At 40.1% G+C, this 24,423-nt stretch carries 14 protein-coding genes and 2 pseudogenes; 10 read left to right on the top strand and 6 right to left on the bottom strand.

The features are described from left to right. The first annotated feature begins 16 nt into the window (after positions 1 to 16). A complete protein-coding gene (locus ACX27_RS18115) occupies positions 17 to 1,768 on the top strand; it encodes an FAD-binding oxidoreductase (protein ID WP_062294832.1) in 1,752 nt (583 codons plus the stop codon). 18 nt (positions 1,769 to 1,786) lie between these two features. Here ACX27_RS18115 and ACX27_RS18110 read toward each other — a convergent pair whose 3' ends face one another. Beyond that, on the bottom strand, positions 1,787 to 2,773 hold the full coding sequence (locus ACX27_RS18110; protein ID WP_062294831.1) for a pentapeptide repeat-containing protein: 987 nt from the start codon (positions 2,771 to 2,773) through the stop codon (positions 1,787 to 1,789). 71 nt (positions 2,774 to 2,844) lie between these two features. Between ACX27_RS18110 and ACX27_RS18105 the strand changes: the two genes are divergently transcribed. From ACX27_RS18105 to ACX27_RS18070, 8 genes and pseudogenes are all read left to right on the top strand, one after another. Continuing rightward, a complete protein-coding gene (locus ACX27_RS18105) occupies positions 2,845 to 3,414 on the top strand; it encodes a superoxide dismutase family protein (protein WP_083468765.1) in 570 nt (189 codons plus the stop codon). Between the two features lie 202 nt (positions 3,415 to 3,616). Further along, positions 3,617 to 5,743 carry a CHASE2 domain-containing protein gene (locus tag ACX27_RS18100; protein WP_062294830.1) on the top strand — a complete coding sequence of 709 codons (2,127 nt, stop codon included), beginning with the start codon at positions 3,617 to 3,619 and terminating at the stop codon, positions 5,741 to 5,743. A 930-nt stretch (positions 5,744 to 6,673) separates the two neighbouring features. Beyond that, positions 6,674 to 7,378: a tetratricopeptide repeat protein gene (locus ACX27_RS18095; protein ID WP_158507396.1), complete on the top strand. Its 705-nt coding sequence runs from the start codon at positions 6,674 to 6,676 to the stop codon at positions 7,376 to 7,378. 911 nt (positions 7,379 to 8,289) lie between these two features. Continuing rightward, complete coding sequence (locus ACX27_RS18090) at positions 8,290 to 9,039, top strand: POTRA domain-containing protein (RefSeq protein WP_235526255.1); 750 nt, start codon at positions 8,290 to 8,292, stop codon at positions 9,037 to 9,039. A gap of 144 nt (positions 9,040 to 9,183) precedes the next feature. After that, positions 9,184 to 9,880: pseudogene (locus ACX27_RS18085) on the top strand (IS630 family transposase); the annotation flags it as partial. 12 nt (positions 9,881 to 9,892) lie between these two features. Continuing rightward, positions 9,893 to 10,957 carry a ShlB/FhaC/HecB family hemolysin secretion/activation protein gene (locus ACX27_RS18080; protein WP_335337836.1) on the top strand — a complete coding sequence of 355 codons (1,065 nt, stop codon included), beginning with the start codon at positions 9,893 to 9,895 and terminating at the stop codon, positions 10,955 to 10,957. A 127-nt stretch (positions 10,958 to 11,084) separates the two neighbouring features. Continuing rightward, positions 11,085 to 13,898, top strand: coding sequence for a CHAT domain-containing protein (locus ACX27_RS18075; protein ID WP_062294828.1), 2,814 nt, complete (start codon positions 11,085 to 11,087; stop codon positions 13,896 to 13,898). Positions 13,899 to 14,117: 219 nt separating this feature from the next. Continuing rightward, complete coding sequence (locus tag ACX27_RS18070) at positions 14,118 to 14,609, top strand: orange carotenoid protein N-terminal domain-containing protein (RefSeq protein ID WP_062294827.1); 492 nt, start codon at positions 14,118 to 14,120, stop codon at positions 14,607 to 14,609. Positions 14,610 to 15,750: 1,141 nt separating this feature from the next. On the opposite strand, the gene ACX27_RS18065 is transcribed toward ACX27_RS18070, so the two are convergent. The 4 genes and pseudogenes from ACX27_RS18065 to ACX27_RS35780 all read right to left on the bottom strand — a co-directional run bounded on the left by ACX27_RS18065 (position 15,751) and on the right by ACX27_RS35780 (position 20,860). Next, positions 15,751 to 16,440 carry an SDR family NAD(P)-dependent oxidoreductase gene (locus tag ACX27_RS18065; protein WP_062294826.1) on the bottom strand — a complete coding sequence of 230 codons (690 nt, stop codon included), beginning with the start codon at positions 16,438 to 16,440 and terminating at the stop codon, positions 15,751 to 15,753. An 81-nt stretch (positions 16,441 to 16,521) separates the two neighbouring features. Further along, on the bottom strand, positions 16,522 to 17,310 hold the full coding sequence (locus ACX27_RS18060; protein ID WP_062294825.1) for a class I SAM-dependent methyltransferase: 789 nt from the start codon (positions 17,308 to 17,310) through the stop codon (positions 16,522 to 16,524). Positions 17,311 to 17,482: 172 nt separating this feature from the next. Beyond that, positions 17,483 to 18,316 (bottom strand): dienelactone hydrolase family protein, encoded by an 834-nt coding sequence (locus ACX27_RS18055; protein WP_062294824.1) that lies wholly within the window; start codon positions 18,314 to 18,316, stop codon positions 17,483 to 17,485. 398 nt (positions 18,317 to 18,714) lie between these two features. Next, positions 18,715 to 20,860: pseudogene (locus ACX27_RS35780) on the bottom strand (tetratricopeptide repeat protein). A 282-nt stretch (positions 20,861 to 21,142) separates the two neighbouring features. Between ACX27_RS35780 and mutL the strand changes: the two are divergent. Then, positions 21,143 to 22,822, top strand: coding sequence for a DNA mismatch repair endonuclease MutL (gene mutL, locus ACX27_RS18045; RefSeq protein ID WP_062294823.1), 1,680 nt, complete (start codon positions 21,143 to 21,145; stop codon positions 22,820 to 22,822). Positions 22,823 to 22,942: 120 nt separating this feature from the next. On the opposite strand, the gene rsgA is transcribed toward mutL, so the two are convergent. Then, positions 22,943 to 24,004 carry a ribosome small subunit-dependent GTPase A gene (gene rsgA, locus ACX27_RS18040; RefSeq protein ID WP_062294822.1) on the bottom strand — a complete coding sequence of 354 codons (1,062 nt, stop codon included), beginning with the start codon at positions 24,002 to 24,004 and terminating at the stop codon, positions 22,943 to 22,945. Between the last annotated feature and the right edge of the window lie 419 nt (positions 24,005 to 24,423).

Genomic DNA, 24,423 nt, shown 5'->3' with positions numbered 1-24,423 from the left:
GTATTAGGTAATTAATATGCTTAAACTCAGAATCATTGATCCCCAGAAACCCAACGAACTCAAGGAACTAGACCTCAACTTAGATACCATGCTCAATCATGAGTGTCTAATTGGTCGCTATCCCAACTGTAATGTAGTGTTGGATAGTGCCGAAGTTAGTCGGATGCACGGCAAAATTTCTCTAAAAGATGGTAATTATTATTACACTGATTTAGCCAGTCGGGCTGGTTCGCGGTTGAATGCTGACCAGATCCAAATCAATCAAGATTATCCTCTGAAAACGGGAGATATGATGCAGATTGGTCGGTTCTTTTTGATGGTAATTAGCCTAGTAACCAGCAATGAACCGACCATGATTGATTTAAATATTAACGTTAATACTAACGTTGTTACTACAAGCAATGGTCAGGCTGTACAACAAGAAATAGCGATCGCATCTGTAGCACCAACACCAACCCCAGAACCCTTACCAACTCCTGCTCTCCCCATCAAAGACCCGCAGGAGTATATGCCCTTAGCCACGGTAGATCACAGCCAAATTGAGCGATGGATGAAAGGCGATTTAACCGTCAAATGTATCCAAGTCATCGATGAAACCCACGATGTCAAAACCTTTCGTTTCGTGGCTGACCCACCAATGCTCTTTACTTATAAACCGGGTCAGTTTATCACCCTCGACCTAGAAATTAACGGCGAACAGGTATTGCGTTCCTATTCCATCTCATCTACACCTTCTCGTCCCCATACCCTAGAAATTACAGTTAAGCGTGTGCCTGCGCCAGCAGAGGCCGGGACAGATGTCCCCCCTGGTTTAGTTTCCAATTGGTTGCATGACAACGTTAAAGCAGGTAGCGTCCTGAAAGTGAATGGCCCAACAGGTAAATTTACTTGCTTTGCCAACCCTGCACCAAAACTGTTGCTGATTTCTGCTGGTAGTGGGATCACGCCCATGATGTCTATGTCACGCTGGGTGTATGACACCGCCTCTGATGTGGATATCGTCTTTTTCCACTGCGCTCGTAGCCCCAGAGATATCATTTACCGCCAAGAACTTGACTGGTTAGCCGCCAACCATCCCAAATTCAATCTAGCAATTAGCATTACCCGTCGAGAACCTGGTCAAAGTTGGATGAGTTTCACCGGCAGACTGGATGCGGCAATGTTAAAACTGATTGCGCCAGACTACAAAGAACGCACAGTTTATGTATGTGGGCCAAACCCATTTATGGAATCGGTCAACGACTTACTCGAAAGCATCGACTTCCCGATGCAAAACTACTACGAAGAAAGCTTCGGCCCGCCCCGGAAAAAAGTCAAAAAAACCCCAGCAACCGCTCCCGCACCAGTAGAAGTTGCTGCGTCTCCAGGTGCCAAAGGGCTACGCGAAATGCTTGGCAAAATCTCGACCGAAGCAGCACCAGTCCAAGATTTGGGAGCGCGTGTGGCCACAACCCCAGTAGCAGCATCAGTTCCCGTTTCTCCCGCCCCAGCATCTTCTAGCAAAACCCTGATAGTTTTCTCCAAATCAGGTAAAGAGGTAGCTTGCGATGGCGAAGAAACTATCCTCGATATGGCTGACCAAGAAGGCGTAAAAATCCGTAGTAGTTGCCGTTCTGGGGTTTGTGGGACTTGCAAAAAACGGAAATTAGAAGGCGATGTTAAAATGGAAGGCTATGATCCCGAAGCCTTAGAAGAAAGTGAAATTAAAGAAGGCTATGTCTTAACTTGTGTGGCTTATCCAGTTGGTAAGGTGGTGATTGATGCTTAGTTAGGCAATTTAGGAGCGTTAAAAATCGTCAGAGAGTTGGGACTGCTGGCTATCAAATAAATTGTGGCCTTGATCGGAGTTTTCTGGTTGTATGACTTCAAAGTTTTGGTGAGAGGGAATTAACCCCAGTTGCATTTGCAAAGCCTCGTCATATTTGGCATATTCCCAATTCCTGGCTAATTTAACTTGTTCTGGATTCAAGTTTTGAGCATCTCTGAGATCAGCATTTTGCAAATCTGCCCCCTGAAAATTGACTTGATCAAGATTAGTTGGGCTAAGGTCAGCACCTTGAAAATTAGCATATTTGAGATTAGCGCCTTGCAGATTGGCATAACTTAAATCAGCTTCTTGCAGATTGGCATAACTTAAATCAGCACCTTGAAGATTGGCACTCCAGAGGTAGGCTAATTGAAAATTGGCATGACTTAAGTAAGCATTCTGAAAATTTGTATAGCTGAGGTTAGTACTTTGTCCTTGAAGATTAGCATTTCTTAAATTTGCTCCCTCAAGATTGGCGTATCTTAAATCAGCTTGTTGCAAATTGGCATTGCGTAAATCAATTTCTTGCAAACAAGCATTTTTCAGGTTAGTACCTTCGAGATTCGCATCTCGCAAATCTGCGCCTTTTAAATTAATTCCAGCTAAATAAGCTTTTTCCGCAGTCAGTCCGGCCAAGCTAATACCATCATTATTCAAGTCTTGTAAGGCTTGAATTCTACCCCCACTAGCTCTTTGTCCATAGGCTGAGTTAATTACGCGCCATGCTTCGTAATGTTCTTGCTTTTTTCGAGAAGGAGTTTCTCGGAAATAAAGAATGACCGCCGCCAAAATACTCAAATCTTGCAGAGTACCAATAAACTTAGAGCTAATCAATGATTCCACAATACTTTTAAATGGAGGCTTATCTTCAAAAACCCGAATCACTACTATTGACAACACAAATATCAGAGCAAAAATAATCCACTCTTGAAAGTCTTGTATCCATTTACGTAAACGTTCACGCATTTTTGCTTCCTCTTGTGGTCAAAATATTGAAGAACAAAACCAGTGTTGATTGAGTTTTGAGAATCTGAGTTATGAAATTTATCTCTTACATCGTTGTTGCCTGTCTAGTACTACTAACAGCTTGTGCTTCTCCTTCCAACGGTGCTGAGTCACCATTAAAAGCTCAAGCCCAAATTAGTGGCCCTGGGATTACAGGGACGCTGAAAGCCGTACAAAATAGCGAACTTCAGTCTGTGTGGGTGGCTGTGGAACTTAAAGGTGATCCCAAAATCTTGACTCCAGGATTACATGGCGTTCACATTCATGAAAAAGGTGCTTGTGAAGCAGGTACAGAAAAGCCTTTTAGTTCTGCTGGTGGACACTTTGACCCAGGCCCCTTTGGTTCATCAACTCCGGTAGAAAAGAATCATCCTTATCATTTAGGTGATTTACCCAATATTAAAATTAATCCTTTAGGTCAAGGTCGTTTAGAAGCATTTATTAGCAGTGTGACTCTTGCTGATAGTCCCATCAGCTTATTTGATGGTGATGGTAGTGCAGTTATTATCCATAAACTCCAGGATCAAAAGAAATCTGGTGGTACAGCCGATGAAGCTGGCGGTGGTCGTCTAGCTTGTGGTGCGATCGCCAAGGTAAGGTAATATAAATTCCAGTAGGGAAAATCATCTTTGATTCTCCCTACTTCTAGAGATTTAATTATTTTTGTTCCAGTTCTGATACAGATTATCGAAACTTGAAGTTATCAACCTACAATTACTTCTAAATGTGTATGGTTTCACTCACGCCAAAGTTGTGTACTGTAACGTAGTTGACATACCATAAAAATCCAACTTTCGTAAGACTATGTTTGCAGGGGCGAAAAAAATATTCACACAGCCAGTCATAGTTACTAGCGTGCTAGTTACACTATTTTTGGTTGGGGTTCAAAGGCTCAGACTCCTAGAATACTTTGAACTCAAGGTGTTTGACCAGATGATGCAAAGGCGTGCAGATTTACCCCCTGACCCCCGCCTGTTGATTGTTGGATTTACAGAAGAAGATATCCAACAACTCAAGCACGGCACCCCTACAGATGAAGAACTAGACCGACTTTTAGGCAAATTAGAAAGTAACCAAGCCAGCGTTATTGCTTTAGATTTCTTTCGAGATGTACCGATCAACCCTGGTCATACCAAATTAATTAACCGCCTGCAAACAAGCGATAAAATTGTTCCAATTTGTAGCACGACAACACCCCCGCCACCAGGGCTAGATGCCAATAATGTCGGATTTGCCGATTTGCCAGAAGATCCTGATGCAGTTATTCGCCGCGCCTTGCTATTTGTGAGTCCTGACTCAAAAGCGCCTTGCCAAAGCCAACAATCTCTAGCAGTTTTAGCCGCACTAAAATATCTAACCGATACAGCCAAAATCCAACCAGAAATTAGCCAAACAGACGAGGGATTACAGTTAAAGCTGGGAAAAACCCTGTTTCATCGTCTACCACAAGATGCAGGCGGTTATGTAGCCGCAGATAATGGTGGCTTTCAAATCTTACTCAACTACCGTGCGTTTCATGATATTGCCCGTACAGTTAGTTTTACAGAGGTACTCAACAATAAAGTTAATCCTGATTGGGTTGAGGGCAAAATCGTTTTAATTGGAGCCACAGCACCCAGTAAACAGGATATCCGTAATACTCCTTATGCTACTGGTAGACAAGACAACACAGGCAAGATGCCTGGAATCGTTATTCATGCCCATATTGTCAGTGAAATTCTCAGTGCAGTTATTGACCAAAGACGCATATTTTGGTATTTCCCGGAATGGGGAGAAGTTATTTGGCTGTGGGGCTGGACTATTGTTGGTGCGTTGATTGGATGGAAAATTAAGCATCCCATGCTTCTGGGATTATCTGGTGGCGGTGCTTTGGTTGGCTTGATAGGTGGTGGCTTTGTCATTTTTACTCAAGCTGGATGGGTACCAATAGCACAGCCTGTCTTGGGCTTAATTGCCGCTGCTGGCAGTGTAGTTGTTTACACTGCATATTATGAAAAACTACAGCGAGATAAAATTGCCCATCAAATTCAAGAACAAGAAAAAACTATAGACCTCTTAAAATCCCTATTACGAGAAGGTAGTAATACTGGTAACGAAGCTAATTCACCAGTTGATAGCCAGCCCCAAAGGGATCAATTGCTGAACCACCGTTACAAAGTGACAAGTGTATTAGGTTCAGGGGGTTTTGGTTATACTTACTTAGCCGATGATACTAAGCGCCCTGGTTCGCCAAAATGTGTTGTCAAGCATTTACAACCTGCTCAGAAAGACCCTAGATTTTTGGAAATTGCTAGACGTTTATTTAAGGCAGAGGCAGAAATTTTAGAGATTTTGGGTCAGCACAAACGCATTCCCCAACTATTGGCTTATTTTGAAGAAAATCAACAATTTTATCTTGTACAGGAATATGTCAAAGGACATTGCTTACAAGATGAGTTGGTTATTGGTAAGCGTTTTGAGGAAGCTGAGGTAATTAAAATCTTAAGGGATGTGTTAAAGGTACTAGTATTTGTCCATGATCATAATGTCATCCACAGAGATATTAAACCGAGCAATTTGATGCGACGGGAAACCGACGATAGGATAGTATTGATTGACTTTGGTGCAGTTAAACAAATTCAACCACAGCAAGAAGAAGAAAGCTTAACAGTGGCCGTGGGTACTCTGGGTTATGCTGCGCCTGAACAACTTATGGGTCAGCCCAGGTTAAACAGTGATATTCATGCCCTGGGTATGATTGGAATTCAAGCTTTAACGGGAAAAATTGCTAAAGAAATTGAGCGTGACCCCCAGACAACTGTGCTAACTTGGCGCGATAAAGCACAAGTTTCTGATGGTTTAGCTGCGATATTAGACAGGATGACTTATTTTGATTATCTCAGAAGATATCAAACTGCTAAAGAAGTTCTTGAGGATTTGGATAAGCTTTAGAGCCGGATGAGGTGATATGGCAGGAGGCAGGAAAAAAGTCTTACTATCCCTTGCATTCAAACTTTCAAACTGTCCTAACATATCTGACTACCGTGATATCTTGTCCGGTAAAAGACTTATCATCAAGACCGCAGGGGGAGGAAGAGTTTTGTCTTTCTGCACATATTTCTGGAATCATCACTGATTTGCCGGACATGATGTGATAGGTGACAGAGTCAAAAGTTAGCTGATGTCGGAAACTCTGTTGCTATTGCGATGGAAAGAGTTTTGGGAATTTGTGGAAATTTTTACTATAAATCTTACTGCGCCTGCATTATTGTATTAGCAATTTACTAGCTCAAATTTTTAGAAATTTCACATTCTGCTGGAGTTGGAAGTTAGGAAGTATGAAGCACCTTCATCTTTGGTTGTAAAACTTGTGTTGTGCTTCATATAAATGAAAGCTACTTTATCTGATATTTGCTATTTAGCAAAAAATCTTTCTAACCTACTGACTCCTCTAGTTAATATTTGCTTTATGAATAGGCTCTTAGTAAGAGAATAAAATTTTTTTCTTAATTATGTAAATGGCGATCGCCACACTTATCTACTGTATTATATATATCCTTGATAATGTAAAATTCGGCCATAGATATTACTGTACTACCTAAAGTATGATTGTATGCAAACAGATGATATCTGCTGCAAAATAGATATTTTTTATCGATAATGATTGCTACTATACTCGCTAAGTACTAACACAGAAGTCAAGAACAAATAACTTTGGGAGAATTAGAAATAATAAAAGGTTCCTAATTTCAAACCCTGGATAAGATATCAAATTCATCTGGCTGAGAATGTTTACGGCAAGGTTAATCAATTCTTATTTAGTTAATGACTTTCATCAAAGTTTGGCTGTACACCCTCCTTAAGTCAAATCGAGCTAATTTTATGAAGCACAGATTCCTCACGGCTACAGCACTAATGACAATAACATGGTTCATACCTTTAGGTAAAATTGAACCTGCAATAGCTGATCAAGGCTATACCAGCAGCCTAAATCAACTCAGTGATCTCAAATCCAATCCCAATCAAAATCGCATAGGACAGCAATTATCTGTGATGCTGGTAATTGCAGGTGGTGGAGTATTTGGTTGGCTGGCGCTGAGAAATAAAAAGTCGGCTTTGAGTAAACTGCTTTTTCAAAAAACAAGTTTAGACAAAACTTTCTCTCCAGCAAACTCTATTTCCCAAGACGTAGCTTTTAAAGAAAAATTACATAATAATACAGAAACTACAGATATTGCTACATATATTAAACGAGCTTATAGTTATTTCAAACAAGGGGATAGCCAAAGAGCAATTGAAGAATTTAATCAGGCAATTGGTATCAATCCCCACAATGCTTATTTGTATGGTGAAAGGGCGAATTTCCGGCGTAAGAACCTTGGAGACAAACAAGGAGCCATTGATGACTACAGTAAAGCCATTGGGATTCATCCCCAAAATGCTTTGTTCTATCTTTGGCGTAGTCAGGCTTATAATGACCTAGGTGAGCAGAAAAAAGCTATGGAAGACTATAATATGGCGTTGCGCCTCGCTCCTGAAAATACGATGTATCACTCTTTTCAGAATGCTGGCAACTTGCACGAATAATTGTGTTGATAATTACTGAATAAAAGCGCGATCGCTCGGTAAGTTAAATCTTATTATTTATTAGTTTTCTAAAATTGTTACCACCAAGGCATATAGTATAAATACGGCTGTTTTGTGGCATTAGATGTCAAACAATTGTAGTGTAAATTACAGGTGACGGGGTGCCAGCTTTTTCTGTACTGGTTTTTCTCATACCAATTCACAAAATTACTGATACAAATCAGTTTCTCTGCTCTCAGTCGCCGAACGAATTGCCCTAAGTGTAGTCGTTCGCGTTAGCGTCTCAGCAAGAGAAAAGAGTCGAGGTGCTACTCCTTGTGATTGGATTTTTTGGTTGGAAGTTCCTTAGAACCCGCACAGGCTGTCACTGAGCTTGACGAAGAGCAGATTTTGTTCACTGAGTAATGCAGGATGATGCACCAATTTGTTAGTCTTTTCAAATACCTAAAATGCTTTGGGTGCAGATTTTTTATTATAGGATTTTAGCTAACTTACTCTTATTTTTCAAGATTGGTAATCTACTGGCTCATCTGGAAAATTAATCAAACCAAAAGATTATCTACGCAAATATACTGGTACAATTAGTAGTTGAAGAAAAATCCAGAAGTTAGAATTCAGGAGCGATGCTTGAGCTTGTCAAAGGGTCAGAATCTCCACTCATTGACCTCCACTAAATCAGGGATTTAGTGGGGGTCTTAAAACAGCTTATTCCTCCGCGGTTTCGCACAGAATTCAATTGGAGAATTCTGTGTTGGTAAATTCCTCTGAAGTAATTTTTGGGTGTTTATTAGTTAGCGAAAAACAGTGAAAAACTTCAATATTTCTCAAAGATAGGACATTAACAAAGGCAAAGTCACACAGCCGATGCTCCCACGGAAATATACAACATATCCTATCTACACCTACCTACCATGTCCGTTGAATATTTTTTGAGTCTGAAAGATTATAGGCGATCGCTCAATCGGCTGATCTTCCTACCCTTGTTTCTTGGCAATTTATCTCCTAGTCTTGTGCAAGCACAGACGGGAAATATTCATCTAGTAGCTCAAGCCAGACCAAATTTACCACCACCAGAAAATTTACCAAGACCACAGCTACCACAACCAACTCCACCAGAAACTCCCACTTTACCAGCGCCAGAAGATTTATTCCGCACTCCCAACGAAACTAATCCACCACCAGCAACAATTCCCAGTGGTATCCAAGATACAATTCGAGTTGATCGCTTTGAAGTAGTGGGTAGTACCGTATTTAGCAGTGAAGAATTGGCAAAAGTCACGCAAGAATTTACTGGTAAACCCATATCCTTTGCAGAACTGCTCAGAGCCAGTGATGCTGTGACAAAACTCTATACAGACAAAGGATACATTTCTTCAGGAGCATTTATCCCGGCTGATCAAACCTTTAAGGCCAGAGGTGGTGTCGTCAAAATTCAAGTTATTGAAGGTAGTGTCGAAAGTATAGAAGTGAGGGGACTCAAACGACTTAACCCAGATTATGTGCGGAGTCGCATTGCTGTAGCTACAGGCAAACCCTTGAATGTCAACAAGTTACTCCAAGCACTGCAACTATTACAACTGAACCCTTTAATTAAAAATATCTCGGCAGAGTTGGCGGCTGGTTCTCGTCCAGGGACTATAGGAATCATATTTGATTTTTGAAAAAAAACAAGAGATAATACGGAGACAGGTAATAAGTATAAGGAAGAACAATGCTGAATCAGCACTTGCAGCAGGCGATCGCTGAACTAGAGGAATTTATAGTTCAAAATATAAATGCCCGTGAAGCGAGAAAAGGATTAGCAGTACTACGATTTGTTTAAAGCAGCAGGAATAAGTTGGAAAAAAAACACGAAAGTTAACCCAAAAGCCGACCCAGATGCTGTTGATGCAAAAAAAAAGAGATTGAAACATTGTTGGAAAACAACCGGAGCGAAATTGAAACAGGTAAATTAAGAGTGCTACTGATTGATGAATGTCATTTAATGTGGGGAGACTTAAGTGGTTATATATGGGGTAAAACAGACCAAGAAATTATGGTTCCGGTGGTCAATGAACGAGAGAAACAAACATATTATGGAGCCATTGACTATCTTCAAGGAGAATTAATACTTAAAACTTATGATGCTGGAAATTCCCAAAATACGATTGATTATCTACGTTATTTGCTAGATGAGTCTCCTAATCAGCAATTATTAATTTTTTTGGGATGGTGCTAGTTACCATCGTTCTCAAGAAATTAAGAATTTTTTGGATGAACTGAATAAAGGACTTTCAACTGACCAGTGGAAAATACACTGCGTTCGTTTTGCTCCTAATTGTCCAACACAAAACCCTATTGAGGATGTTTGGTTGCAAGCCAAAACCTGGGTTCGACGTTTTTTGTGCTTTGCTCCCTTCATTTTCTCATTTAAAATGGATGTTTGAATGGTTTATCCGTCACACTACCTTTGATTTTCCCACTCTTCAGATGTACGGAGCTTTTTCAAAAATCAAATATTAGTCCTATAGTGTAATTGATATTAGGGTCTCTGAAAACAAAACCTTCAGCGCCCAGGTGAATTTAAATAACAATCGAGTTCCGAGTATTGGCAGTTTTCAAAGGCAAATTCAATTTAATCAAGCCAATTTATTGGGATTAGGTGATGGACTTTCCGTTGCTTATGCCAACACCGATGGCAGTAATGATATTGATGTTAGCTACACATTACCAGTCAATCCCTACAATGGGACTGTGCAGTTTCAATATAACTACACCACTAGCAATGTCGTAGAAGAACCTTTTGATGTTTTAGATATTGAAGGTAGATCCCAAGACTTTGCCATCACATTTCGCCAACCACTGATTCAAACTCCCACCACAGAATTTGCCTTGGGAATTACAGCCAATCGCCGCAACAGTGATATTGGCTATTTAGAAGCTTTGGCTGGGGAACGTGTTCCCTTTCCTTCGCCGGGATCTGTAGATGGACAAACTCGGCTTTCGGTGCTGCGATTTTTTCAAGATTGGACACAACGTAATAGTAGAGAAGTATTTGCAGCCCGATCGCAATTTAGTTTTGGCATAGATGCCTTTGATGCTACCAACAGTGGCGCACCACCAGATAGTAGGTTTTTCTCTTGGCGGGGACAAGCTCAATGGGTACGCCTGTTAGCACCAGAAACCTTACTCTTGTTAAGAGCCGATGCTCAATTGGCCGACAGAGCATTAGTACCCCTAGAACAGTTTGGTTTGGGTGGTCAACAAACAGTCCGCGGCTATCGCCAAGATTTACTCTTGACAGATAATGCAGTTTTTGTGTCGGCTGAGTTACGTTATCCTATTCTCCGCGCCCCGCAATTAGGAGGTGTACTACAATTAACGCCATTTGTTGATTATGGTACTGCTTACAACAGTTCCAATCGTGCTGATCCTGATCCTAGTAGCCTTGCTTCCGTTGGCGTGGGATTATTATGGCAAAGCGATCGCATTAATGCCCGATTTGACTGGGGTATTCCTTTAATTGATGCCAATTCCCAGAATAATACTTTACAGGAAAATGGTTTGTATTTTTCTTTAGTTTATACTCAACCATTTTAGGAAGTTTGAAGTTTGAATCATAAAAAAGAGTTTTGAAATCAAACAATAAACCTCTTTTACGTATTCATACAGAATTAATTAAATACATTCTTTTTGTCGGTTTAAATTACGAATTAAAAAAATAACTATGTCTGCACTAATTGTTTTTGCCACAATATCACAAATTACTCAGCCAGCTGCCTTGATTCCCAACTTTTACCAAGTGGCGGTGCAAAATGTTACTGCACCCATCACAGAAAATCTGCTATCAGCAAATCCGCAACAAACTTTAGAACAGGGAATGCAACTTTACCGAACTGAAAATTTTAGCGAAGCGGCTAAATTGTTTCAGCAAGCGGCGGGAGGCTTTCAAGCACAAGCAGATCATCTCAATCAAGCCCTAGCATTAAATTATCTGGCATTATCAGAACAGCAAATTGGACAATTACCCCAAGCGCAAAAAGCGATCGCGGACAGTTTGGCATTATTAAAAATAGCGGCACAAAGAAATTCCTACGACTATTTGTCAATTCTTGCCCAAGCTTGGAACACTCAAGGACAAGTACAATTAGCATCAGGACATTCCCAAGAAGCATTAACAAGTTGGGAGCAAGCAACAGCTATTTATACAAAATTGGGTGATGATGCGGGGAAAATTGGTAGCCAACTAAATCAAACTCAAGCATTACAAGCATTAGGATTATATCGTCGAGCGAGAATTACTTTAATTCAGGTAAATGAATTACTCGAAAAACAACCCGCTTCTCCCCTAAAAGTGACGGGACTGCTGAATTTAGGTAATACCTTGCGGTTGATGGGTGATTTAACTCAAAAAAATGCTGAAGGAAAAACAATAGAACAACTTGGTTCTTTGCAAGTGTTAGAGAAAAGTTTATCCCTAGCTGAACAAGTATATCCACAATTAATTCCCGACATTCAGTTGAGTTTAGGAAACACCGCTCAAGCTTTAAGTTTAGGGCAGAATCCTGACGAGAAACACCAAAAACTTGCCGATGCTTTAGCTTATTACACTAAAGCGACCCTAGCTAAATCACCATTAACTCGGTTACAGGCAAAACTAAATCAAATGCGCCTATTAATGGATCAGCAAAAATGGCAGCAAGTCCAAAGTTTGTGGCCAGAAATTCAGCAACAACTAGATGCTGTACCAGTAAATCGCACAACTATATATGCGCGGATTCACTTTGCTCAGAGTTTGACTTGTTTGAAACAGCTAACTGAACCTGCCAGGATGGGAATGAATGCTAATTGTCCAAAAAATGAGATATTAGCTGATGGAAGTTTCAGTAATGTCAAAAACCTCGAAACTGTGCAATTAACTGGGGCAAATGTGGAATGGAAAGCGATCGGGCAAATGATTGCCAGTGCAGTTGACCAAGCTAAAATGCTCAAGGATAGGCGTGCAGAAGCTTATGCTTTAGGAACATTAGGTAATTTATACGAACAAACTCACCAGTGGCAAGAAGCCCAACAATTGACTCAGCAAGCTTTAAAATTGGCTGAAGGAATTGGTGCATCGGATATTGCTTATCGTTGGCATTGGCAATTAGGTAGAATTCTCAAGGCGCAAGATAATCCACGACGTAACGAACAAGCAGCGATCGCAGCTTACACCAAAGCGGTGAATAATCTCAAATTATTGCGGAGTGATTTAGTGGCGATTAACCGGGAAGTCCAATTCTCCTTTCAAGAGGGAGTAGAACCGGTTTATCGGGAACTCGTGAGTTTATTGCTGCAAAATTCGCCCTATCAAGAAGATTCCGCAGCTAATCAACAAAATCTCAAAACGGCCAGGGATGTCATTGAATCATTGCAATTAGCTGAGTTAGATAACTTTTTTCGCACAGCTTGTTTAGATGCGAAACCTGTGCAGATTGACGAGATTGATCCTAAAGCCGCAGTAATTTATCCGATTATTTTACGCGATCGCTTAGAGGTGATTGTTTCTTTACCTAACAAAGCCCAAAACCAAAAACAAAACTTATTATTACGCTCCAAACCCATTCCAGTTTCCCAAACCGAAGTAGAAAAGACCATTCAAGAATTAAGAGCCAAATTAGTCACACGTTCAACGCGGGAATTTTTGCCAATTTCCCAAAAAGTTTATAACTGGTTAATTAAAGATATCGAACCCCAATTGCAAGCACACAAAGTAGAAAACCTAGTGTTTGTCTTAGATGGCGCATTGCGGAGTGTACCAATGGCCGCACTCCATGATGGGAAAGAATATTTGATTCAAAAAGGCTATAACATTGCACTCACACCAGGGTTACACCTATTACCGACTCGTTCCTTCAGTAGAGAAAAGCCACGCACCATTGCAGCCGGAATCACAGAAGCTGTAGGAACCTTTGAAGGATTACCCAGTGTTGAACAAGAAATTAACACCATTAAACAACAAGTACCAGCGCGAGTCCTGCTAGATAGTCAATTTACTAAAATTGCCCTAGAAAAAACAATCAAGTCATTTGGCGCACCAGTGGTTCATCTTGCAACTCACGGTCAATTTGCTTCTAACGCCGAAGATACCTTTATTTTAACTTGGAAAAATTCGCAAATTAAAGACCCAACCTTAGCAGGCGATCGCGTTAATGTTAACGAATTAAGTTCATTATTACAAACCAGAGAAACCAGCCAAAAAAACGCGATCGAGCTATTAGTTTTGAGTGCTTGTCAAACAGCTAGTGGCGATAAACGTGCTGGCTTAGGAATTGCTGGATTTGCACTGCGTTCTGGGGCGCGTAGTACATTAGCAACATTATGGAGTGTTGATGATCAAGCTACTGCCATGATTATGGGAGAGTTTTATAAACAGTTTGCTAATACCAAAGAGACGAAAGCGGAAGCTTTAAGACGCGCTCAACTTCTGCTTTTGGCAGATCCTAATTATAGGCATCCTTTTTATTGGGCTCCTTACGTTTTAGTAGGTAATTGGTTATAAATCAATTCGATTAAATTCATATTTTTATCTGTAGAGATGTTATATACAACGTCTCTACCTTTTCCATAATTTTAATTATGAGGATTTTCCTGTTCTCTTTTAATTCTGACTTTTGAATTATTCTTTTTGGTTGAACTACATCTGTCTTCAGTGGGGTTAAACCAGAAATAGGTGTTTGATAAGGTGGCTAATGGCAACATAAATCACAAGTAAATCGTTATGACCTACACTCAAACTAATGACCCTACCATTCGTAAATGTGTTGAATCTTGGCGGAAATTAGATGTAGATGAACAACTAGGTTTGTTCTGGTTTATCTATAAAGAAATGGGTGGCTCTGTTACTCCTGCTGCCCCTGCTGCTAGTACTGTTTCTCCAGAAATTGCCGAAGGTTTATTTAATCAAGTCAAAGAATTAAGTCATGAAGAACAACTACAAGTTCAGCGAGACTTAATTAATCGAGTAGATACTCAAATTGGCAGAGAATATGGTTCTTTAGGAGATACTACCAAACTCTTATTTTGGTATCGTCTATCTCAAGGGATGGATGGTAATGTAATTATTCCTGTACCTGCTGCTTATCGCCTTTCTTCAGCAGCCGAAACTTTGTTGAATCAAGTTAAAGAATTACCTTTTGAACAGCAAATTAATCTTTTCCGCGACTATGTTTCTCCAATGGGTGCTGAACCTAAAGGTGGCGCTGAAATTTAATTAGGAAGATATTAAGCTATAGTGAGCAGGGCTGTAGCTTAATATTTGTAATCCTAAATGATTTACCAGCATCTCTACCTTGTCTCTTTGCTTAACATCTCAAATAAGATTGCTATAGCCATTCTCAGTCATAGATAAACACAGAGTAAAATTATATTTACTCTGTGTATTTGTTGGTTGCTCATTAGGATAGTTGCACCCTAAATTCGTAACGCCCTTGGTTTTATATTTATAAATTTAAATGGTATTTTGCTCAGTTACATCTATCTGACGAGTGGTTGAAAATTTTTAGTTCTGCACATCAATTTATCAATAATTGGAACTACACCAAAAAAGTAAAACCCTAGGGCTGGGAACCCCTAGGCTGATAACCTGACCACCTTTACTTTATTTATAATTGATGCAAAATCAAAGTGAATGTTTACAATAGACTTAACTATTTGGCTTATGTCTAGCAAGATTTTTTATAAAATGTTATTGATATGATATTATTATCCAATAAAAATAAGGATATACATATTTTGTAGATAATAAACCTAATATCATCAAAAATTATATTTTCTCTGATTTAATGACTATTAATAATGAAAATTTAAAGATAATTTTTCGGATTTAATGTCTAGATATATAGCTTAAAAAGCTTGATTGCTAATGATAAATAAGGAAAAATAAAAGCATCATGATACATGATTGTAGCCAATTACAGTGACAGAAAGCCTAACCAAAGTCCGCAACTGCGGACTTTTTATTTTGTCTGTAGTAATCTTATTTAAATTACAAACTCATTTCTCAAGAGAGGTAACGAGTTTCTTGAGATTACATTTAAATGCTGACTTAAATTAACCACAGATGGACGCAGATAAATTTGTATATCAGCAAGCTAGGAAAGACTATAGCAATTCTAAATGATTGCCAAACATCTCTCTCCCTTGTCTACCATGTATTCCTTGTCCCCCTCGCCTCCTTGTCTCCTTTGTCTTTTTTGTTCTTATATTGAAAACTGATATAGCAATCGAAGTATAGGTTAGGACATTAAACGAATAGCTATATCAACTCTGTCTCGAAAATTTTCGATAGTACCAACTGATTTCCTGACTCGATTTTTTATGTAGATGCGGCTGATACCTGTCCATTCACCCTACTAAAATGTTTCCACCCAAGGACGTAATTCGACTTCCCATGTCCAAGCACTGCGGGGTTGACGGAGAATGTTGAGATAAGTTTGAGCGATCGCATCAGGATCTAGTAAACTATCAGATTTATCAGGAGCTTCTTGACGTGTTGCTGAACGAATCACTCCATCAATAATAAAGTGCGCTACATGAATATTCTGCGGTGCTAGTTCCCGCGCAATGCTTTGAACTAAACCCCGCAAAGCAAATTTACCCATTGCAAAGGGCGCAGAACGCGGATAACCTTTGACACTAGCCGACGCACCTGTAAAGAAAATTGCGCCTTCCCCTAATTTCAGCATCCGTTTCGCGGCGGCTTGTGCTACCAAAAAACCACCGTAAGCAGTAATTTCCAGAGATTTAGCCACCTCGCTAGGATCAAGGTCAACTAACTTACCTGTAACTCGCAAACTCGGATTATAAACTACAACGGTTGGCGCTCCTAGCTTTTGTTCTACATTGTTGAACAGTTGGTTGACATCGCTTGGTTGAGAAGCATCACAGGCAAAACTAACTGCGCCAATCTCTTGAGACAATGTACTCAGTTTATCAATCTGCCGTGCTGCTAAAGCAACACTCATCCCTTCAGCAGCGAACAAACGCGCTAGGGATGCACTCAGTCCATTACCAGCACCAACAATTAATGCAGTGGTTGTCATTGAGTTGATTTCTCCCAATTTAGATTGCAAGTTTAATTTACTAGTTTTTATCTTGCTAATTCAGCTAATTTCGGCATAATTTCATACTTTTCTGTAAGCCCAGATTTCAAACTTTGCTGGAGAAGATAAAATTTTGTCTAAAGAACCATAATAATTGAGACAAAATTCTTTCAACTCGTTGATAGCTAAATGATATTGATCATCTGCTAATCCCCAACATAAACCGTAGGCTCGTGATTGAAAAAAACTGATTAGATCATCAATTGTATTGCTGACTAACCATTCTTTAGCTACTGAATAATTGGAAATATAACCTTTTTGATGTAAATATCCTTCTACATCTATTGGTTGTTTTGCTGTAGAAATTGGTTTTGATGCTTCATACTTAGATAGGATTCTTTGGAAATTGCTTTCAAATTCTCTTCTAGCTGGGGGAGTAATCCATTGACAATTGAGATAAAAACCTCCTGGCTTTAGCACTCGCTCAATTTCATCTAAAAATGCTCTCCAATCAGCAACCGTATGGAGTATATGAACAGTTAATACAACATCAAAACTGTTATCTGAAAATGGTAATTGTGACGCATCCGCTTGAATCAATCGCAAATTATCAGGAGTACCATTTAATTTTTGACGACACTGATTTAGCATTTCTGCTGAGATATCAATTCCTGTTACAGGATAGCCTCGTTTGACGAGGGGAATAATATTTAATCCTGTGCCGACACCAGGCTCTAAAAAAGATGTCTCAGGTGTGGCACAAACAAGTTGAAGAATAAAGTCCGCTACTTCTTCTGCTATTGTTTCTGATAACCAACGTGTTTGGTCATAGATTGGTGCAATATTGTCGTAGTAATTGGACTTTTTCATCTTTCAACCTCTCAATTGCTCTTTTGCAAGTTTAATGATGAGTTTTTGGCTGCACAAGATAAGCAGGTAGTCACAAATAAACCCAACTATGTAAATAAAAGTGAATGATCTTAAAAACCTCTTCCCCTCTGCCTTCTGCCTTCACTAACGATAAATTTTCCCACCCACTTACTTATGACACGCCATGTTGCTTAAACCATGCTTGGAGTTTTTGCCAGCCTTCTTTCGCTTCTTGTTCGCGGTAAGATGGGCGATAATCTGCAAAAAAGGCGTGGGGTGCATCTGGGTAGATGATAATTTGAGATTTGCTGTTACTGGATTTGAGGCGATCGCGCATTTGTTCTACTGTATCTACAGGTATGCCTGTATCTTTACCGCCGTATAGTCCCAGGACAGGTACTTTTAATGTGGAAGCAATATCAACGGGATGTTGGGGTGTGAGTTCTGTAGAATTACCCACAAGTCTGCCATACCACGCTACACCTGCTTTGATTTGGGGATTATGTGCAGCATAGAGCCATGTGATCCTACCACCCCAGCAAAAGCCTGTAATTCCGATTCTTTTAGCATTTCCCTTAGCTGATTTTACTGCCCAGTTGACTGTTGCATCTAGGTCGGATAGTACCTGTGCATCAGGAACTTTAGCCACTACCTGACGGATTTCGTCTATATTGCTTAATTTTGACACATCACCTTGACGCACAAATAATTCTGGTGCGATCGCTAAATATCCCAACTTGGCAAAGCGACGACAAACATCTTGAATATGCTCATGGACACCAAAAATTTCTTGAATTACCAAAACCACTGGGAAATTTTTCCCCGTTTTGGGTACGGCTCTATAAGCAGGAATTTCGCCATCTTTAACCGGAATTTTCACAGCACCAGCAGTTAAGCCCTTGCTATCGGTGGTAATTACTTTAGCAAACACAGGCTGCACTGCTACAACAAAGCCTGTCGTTAAAGTGGCAGTGGTGATAAATTGGCGACGTGATATTTCTTTCATCATCTTGATATCTGGTTTTGGTCTGATGTTTTAAGGGGAAAAATTACCTGACTGTAACCAGCCAATAGTTAGTTTTACTAACAATCTTTATACTAAGTATTACATATTTAGCATTGACATCTATCATCAATTTTTTCTCTGAGTTTCATTTGTATTGCTAAGAGAAAACATCTAAATTCTGACGAGGTGCGTAGCTAATATTTGCATTTATTGTAGTCTGGTTAACTTGACAGGCTATTTTGTTAAGTCTAAATTTATTAGGTATTTTGCAAAGCAATCTGAGAGCAAAAATACTTAGAAGTTACCCAATGCTAAAAAAATTTAAAAATCAAGTGGATGCAACTACGCTGGCCTGTTGTGATTAGTGCCGTATGATTAATGCCTTTAATGGCAAATACTTAATCAGCAATTAACTGTTGAAAACGCTCATTTTTAGCGATTTCATCAAAGTCGATATCATTTGCAGCATCTTCTTTATATCTGGGATTAATTTCTATTGCCTGTTGGAGACATTCAATCGCTAATTGGGCTTGCTTTTGGAGAGCATAACAAGCTGCTTTATTATAATAAGAAATTGCGTAATCTGGTTTAAGTTCTAAGGCTTTATTAAATGCGGCGATCGCATCGTCATCCATGCCCAATCTTACCAGAGTGTAACCGCGTTTATCCCAGATTTTGGGCGAGTTGGGTTGTAATTTAATTGCTTGATCAAATGAAGCCAATGCTTCTTCATATTCTTCTAATTCTATGAGAGATAAACCCCGATTTAACCAAGCAGTTACATCATCGGGTTTAATTTTTGTGGCTTTATTAAAACAAGCAAAAGCTTGCTTATGTTGACGGAGATTACCAAAAGCCACGCCGCGATCGCACCACGCTTGATGATAATCTGGTTGAAGTTTGATAGCCTGCTCATAAGAAGCGATCGCATCTTGATAACGCTTCATTCTTGCTAAAGTCAAACCATGTTTTAACCAAGTGGTGGCATTCTCCGGCTGGATTTTTATTGCTTGATTGTAAAAGGCGATCGCTGCTTCATATTGCTTTTGGGCAAATAAATCCTCACCTTGTTGGATATCAGCCTCTACTGAAACTTGTGGTGCTTGAGTTTGCGTTGTTTTTGACTCTGTAATTTCTTGGAGAATTAACTCTTTACGTTGTTGAGCATCTAATTGTAACTCTGAAAGTTGAGACACAAATTCAGTTTCTAATTTTTCCAGCTTTTCGAGAATAAATAACTTTTGTTTTTGAGCATTTACTTGCAGTTCTGAAAATTGTTCCGTAAACTCTAAACCAGATTTTTCCAGATTTTCGATAATTAAATCTTTACGGTTGCTAATATCTAACTGTGCTGCTGTTTGGATTTTTTCTAAATTTTCTAGTAATACCTGCTTTTGTTGCTCATACTCCAATGGTAAACCAGAAAGTTGAGCAGTTAAACTATTGAATAGTTCTCTAATGTTATCCAATGTCCTATCTTTTTGCTGTTCAGCATTGACTCTAATTCCCGCCAACTCTAAGATAAATTCTTGTTGAATTCTTACCAATTCCGCTAGTAAGTCGTCTTTTTGCTGCTGAGTTACAGAGTGTAAGCTAGATATATGCAAATTAAAGCTATTTTCTAATTCTGCTATATTATTTTTGGTTCTATCTTTTTGTTGTTCAACATCCACTCTAATTCCCGCTAATTCCGAGATAAATTCTGTCTGAGATTTTAATAAATCAACAATCAAATTATCTTTTTGTTGTTGAAAATCAGCTTGCAAATTAGAAATTTTATCAAGTAGTTCATTTTTAGATTTTTCTAAATATTCCCAAGTTAAATGCTTGTGTTTTTCAGTGCCTATTTTGATATCTGCAATATGTGAAGCAAAATCAGATTCTAAGTTGCCGATATTTTCTAAACTTGTATCGCGTTTTTTGTTGAGCAGTTAGCTGAAATTGTTGTAATTGCTGATTAAATTCAGATTCTAAATTCTCTAGATGATTTTGCAAGTCTTTTATTTCTACTTCTAAACCTGATAAAATCTTATGCTTTGATTGCAGGATTTCAGATTGAAAATTAGATAAATTTTCTTGTTCTTGCTGTATATTCTGCTTGAGAGTTTCCGATTCATTTTCTAATTCTCGGTTTATTTTCTTGACTTCTTGAATTAAATTTTCTGCTTCTTGCTTAACAATAACTATTTGATTTTGCAAATTTTCGATGCCTTGTAGTTGTCCCATTGCTTTATCAACAATTTCCCGAATGGCTACCCGCCGTAATAACCAAAATAAAGCAATTACAGCTACAGGAAATAAACTTAAGATTACTAGCCAAAGATTGAGTAAGATAGTTGTCGAAATGCCATTAGATGGTACTTGCTTTCGCAGTTGGTTTAATTCTGCGCGTTCTTGATTAGAGAGAACTTGCGCGATAGTTTGTTCTTTGGTGATGGGTGGTGTAGTTTGTCCACTAGCCACACCAGTAGACAGCAGCAAGGGTGAAAATGCGATCGCACTTTTCAAGACTAATGCTAAAACAAATTGATTCTTGCTGTTCACTCTAGTCACCTTCCTCAGATTTTAAAATCCCTTCTTTTAGTGTAGGTGTTTAGCATCCGGTGTTCATGATCAGGACTTATGCACCAGAATTGTGGAGATGGGGTGTAGGGGTGAAAGGGTATGGGGTGAAAGGGTTTTGAATACATACACCCTTACACCCTCATACCCCTAAACCCTACTCTAAAACCTTAGTTCTTCGTTTTTTTGCGTAAGTTCTAGCAGACTTATACAGGTTGTAATTTTTCCTGCACAAGAGTTGCCTACTAGCCTAAACTGTAATTTATGGCATCTACTATTCAAGCTTTACCAACCGAAGTCGTATATCTCATTACAGCTGGTGAGGTGATAGACTCCTTGGCATCTGCTGTGAGGGAATTGGTGGAAAATTCTCTAGATGCAGGTGCAACGAGGATTGTGGTTTATTTATGGCCACAACAATGGCGCATTCGTGTAGCTGACAATGGCTGTGGGATGAACCTGGAAGACTTGCAACAAGCTGCCACAGCCCATAGTACGAGTAAAATTCGCTCTAGTGATGATTTATGGAAAATTAACAGCTTGGGATTTCGGGGTGAAGCGTTGCACAGCTTGACGACTTTGGCAGAGTTAGAAATTTTGAGTCGTCCTGCTGATGGTAATTTGGGGTGGCGGGTGGTTTATGGTGATGATGGTAAAGCACAAACAGTAGAAGCAACAGCGATCGCACCTGGTACAGTAGTTACAGTTTCTAATCTGTTTGGTAATTGCCCATCTCGCCGCCAAGGTTTACCCAGTGCAGCACAGCAAATGAAAGCTGTGCAAGCCACAATTTATCAAATTGCTTTGTGTCATCCGCAAGTAACATGGCAACTGTGGCAAAATGACCGCATCTGGTTCACCATTTCTCCCGCCGCCACCACTGGACAACTACTGCCGCAAATTTTACCCCAAGTCCGCCAAGGTGATTTACAAGAACTGAAACTCGAAATTCCCCACCCTCCCAACCCCCAACTCCCCACTCCCAACTCCCAACTCTCCCTAGTAGTAGGACTCCCAGACAGGTGTCATCGCCATCGACCAGACTGGGTGCGAATCGCTGTGAATGGCAGAATGGTAAAATCGCCAGAACTTGAGCAAACTATTTTGTCAGCGTTTCATCGGACTTTACCACGCGATCGCTATCCTATTTGTTTATTACATCTAGAAATTTCTCCCGACCAAATTAACTGGAATCGCAACCCAGCCAAAACGGAAATCTATCTGAATGAATTAAACTATTGGCAAGAGCAAATCACCCAAGCAATTGACCAAGCACTCCGCATTGAAGATGCGAACTTTAAAGAAGCTGTCCAAACAACCAGAGTCAGCAAATTACTCAAAGCCGCAGAAGAAAAAGGCGGTTATAAATTTAATCCCAATCATCCTAAAATAGAAGGCACTCAGCACACTCTCAAAGCAGTAGCCCAAGTAAGCAACACTTACATTGTGGCTGAACATCCTGGTGGTATGTGGTTAGTAGAACAACATATTGCCCACGAGCGAGTTTTGTACGAACAAATCTGTGATAATTGGCAACTCGTTCCTGTGGAACCTTCGATTATTCTTTATCAACTGTCACCCGCACAAGTTTCACAACTGCAACGCATTGGTTTAGATATAGAAACCTTTGGCGAACAACTTTGGGCTGTTCGGAATATACCCGCACTTTTGCAACAACGAGAAGACTGTGCAGAAGCCATTTTAGAACTTAGTTGGGGCGGAGACTTACAAACGGCGCAAGTTGCGGTCGCTTGTCGCACCGCCATTCGTAACGGTACACCACTGAACCTACCAGAAATGCAAACACTGTTAGACCAATGGCAACGCACCCGTAACCCCCGTACCTGTCCCCACGGTAGACCTATCTATTTATCCCTAGAAGAATCAGCCTTAGCCCGATTTTTCCGCAGACATTGGGTAATTGGTAAAAGCCACGGAATTTAACAATTAAGGGTGTGAGGGTGTAGAGGGAAAGGGTGTAAGGGTTTTGAACACCGACACCCGTGAGAGGCTTTAATTGTTTCTCCCCTCCCCTTGGGTCGGGGTTATTAAACTTATCAGATGTTAATGCTGGTGATGATTTCGCATAGCTTTATGAATCTTCTTCCAGCGTTCTTTCTCGGCTAATTGCGCCCTTTGGTCTTGTTTGCGGACAAGATAGTTGAGTTCTTTTTGCAATTTTTGGTAGCCCAGAAATCTGGAATAATCGAGTTCACCCTCAAGTAATGCTTGTTGCACTGCACAACCTGGTTCGTTGTGGTGCTGGCAATTGCGAAAGCGACATTCTGCGGCTAAGGTTTCGATGTCTGCAAAAGTTCCTTGTAAACTTTCATCACCTGCCCAAATTTGAATTTCTCGCATTCCTGGGGTATCAATAATTAAGCCGCCTGTTGGCAGTAATATCAATTCTCGATTTGTAGTGGTGTGTCTACCTCGGTCATCACCTTGGCGTACTGGTTGTACAGCTTGCACTGATGTACCTTGGAGTTGGTTAGTGATTGTAGATTTACCCACACCAGAAGACCCTAACAAAGCAACTGTTTGTCCTGGTTGGAGGTATGCTTTCAAAGCATCTAGTCCTTGATTGTTGGTAGCACTTAATACTAGAATTGGTACACCAATGGCAACAGCTTCCACTTCAGATATACACTCATCTAAAGAGTTGCACAGGTCGGCTTTATTTAAAACGATGACTGGATTTGTCCCACTTTCCCAAGCCAAAATTAGATAGCGTTCTATTCTTCTAGGGTTAAAGTCGCCATCAAGTCCACAAACCAAGAACACGGTGTCAACATTAGCTGCAACAATTTGTTCTTCGGTTTTACTACCAACTGTTTTCCGTGAAAACTTACTTTTTCTGGGCAAAATTCCGTGAATGGTAGCGCGTCCTTCTGACTCTCGCGTCTGAATGATAACCCAGTCTCCAACTGCGGGAAAGTCTTGTGGTTGAGTAGCTTGATGTCGCAGTTTCCCTGTAACTTTTGCTGCTAGTTCGCCTTGTTCGCTATAGACGATGTAAGTATTTCTGTATTCAATAGCAACCCTACCAACGCTAAATCCTTGTTGGCGATAGGGTACGAAACTGTGAGTAAAAAAGTCACTCCAGCCTAATAAATCCAAATTCATTGATATTTCCTCGATGTGTGCTGCTTGCTATGCACAAGACGCACAGAGGCGGACACTTTTATAGCAGGAGGCAGAAGGCAGGAGGTAAAAGTATTACTATTCCTAACTTTCATATTGTCAAAATGCCCTAATAGTCTGCCAAGAAAACTTTGCGTGGTGGCTGGCTTCGGGGTAGGGAGCAGGGAGCGGAGGGGAAAGATTCTCTCCCTTGCGCCCTGCCCCCTGCACCCCTGCTCGGTCTACACGGCAATGTTAGGTTGGTGAACTACTAACCTATATGACTCAGCTATAGATGTCTTTAGTGTCTGTTAATTCGAGTATCATTCCTGTAAATGGAGGACTGAACGCAAATCTGTGCGCCTTGTGTTGGTTTGTTTGAAGAGAACCCAGACGGCTAGAAATACAGTCATCTTTTTTCC

This window comes from Nostoc piscinale CENA21, from assembly GCF_001298445.1.
Lineage (GTDB): Bacteria > Cyanobacteriota > Cyanobacteriia > Cyanobacteriales > Nostocaceae > Nostoc_B > Nostoc_B piscinale_A.
Note: the sequence above shows the minus strand (reverse complement) of the source record. Positions and strands in the feature narration are given on the sequence as shown.

What these genes read in the sequence shown, in the direction of transcription:
- ACX27_RS18115 (WP_062294832.1), top strand. Translation starts at nt 17, where the DNA reads ATGCTTAAACTCAGAATCATTGATCCCCAGAAACCCAACGAACTCAAG.
- ACX27_RS18110 (WP_062294831.1), bottom strand. Translation starts at nt 2,773, where the DNA reads ATGCGTGAACGTTTACGTAAATGGATACAAGACTTTCAAGAGTGGATT.
- ACX27_RS18105 (WP_083468765.1), top strand. Translation starts at nt 2,845, where the DNA reads ATGAAATTTATCTCTTACATCGTTGTTGCCTGTCTAGTACTACTAACA.
- ACX27_RS18100 (WP_062294830.1), top strand. Translation starts at nt 3,617, where the DNA reads ATGTTTGCAGGGGCGAAAAAAATATTCACACAGCCAGTCATAGTTACT.
- ACX27_RS18095 (WP_158507396.1), top strand. Translation starts at nt 6,674, where the DNA reads ATGAAGCACAGATTCCTCACGGCTACAGCACTAATGACAATAACATGG.
- ACX27_RS18090 (WP_235526255.1), top strand. Translation starts at nt 8,290, where the DNA reads ATGTCCGTTGAATATTTTTTGAGTCTGAAAGATTATAGGCGATCGCTC.
- ACX27_RS18075 (WP_062294828.1), top strand. Translation starts at nt 11,085, where the DNA reads ATGTCTGCACTAATTGTTTTTGCCACAATATCACAAATTACTCAGCCA.
- ACX27_RS18070 (WP_062294827.1), top strand. Translation starts at nt 14,118, where the DNA reads ATGACCTACACTCAAACTAATGACCCTACCATTCGTAAATGTGTTGAA.
- ACX27_RS18065 (WP_062294826.1), bottom strand. Translation starts at nt 16,440, where the DNA reads ATGACAACCACTGCATTAATTGTTGGTGCTGGTAATGGACTGAGTGCA.
- ACX27_RS18060 (WP_062294825.1), bottom strand. Translation starts at nt 17,310, where the DNA reads ATGAAAAAGTCCAATTACTACGACAATATTGCACCAATCTATGACCAA.
- ACX27_RS18055 (WP_062294824.1), bottom strand. Translation starts at nt 18,316, where the DNA reads ATGAAAGAAATATCACGTCGCCAATTTATCACCACTGCCACTTTAACG.
- mutL (WP_062294823.1), top strand. Translation starts at nt 21,143, where the DNA reads ATGGCATCTACTATTCAAGCTTTACCAACCGAAGTCGTATATCTCATT.
- rsgA (WP_062294822.1), bottom strand. Translation starts at nt 24,004, where the DNA reads ATGAATTTGGATTTATTAGGCTGGAGTGACTTTTTTACTCACAGTTTC.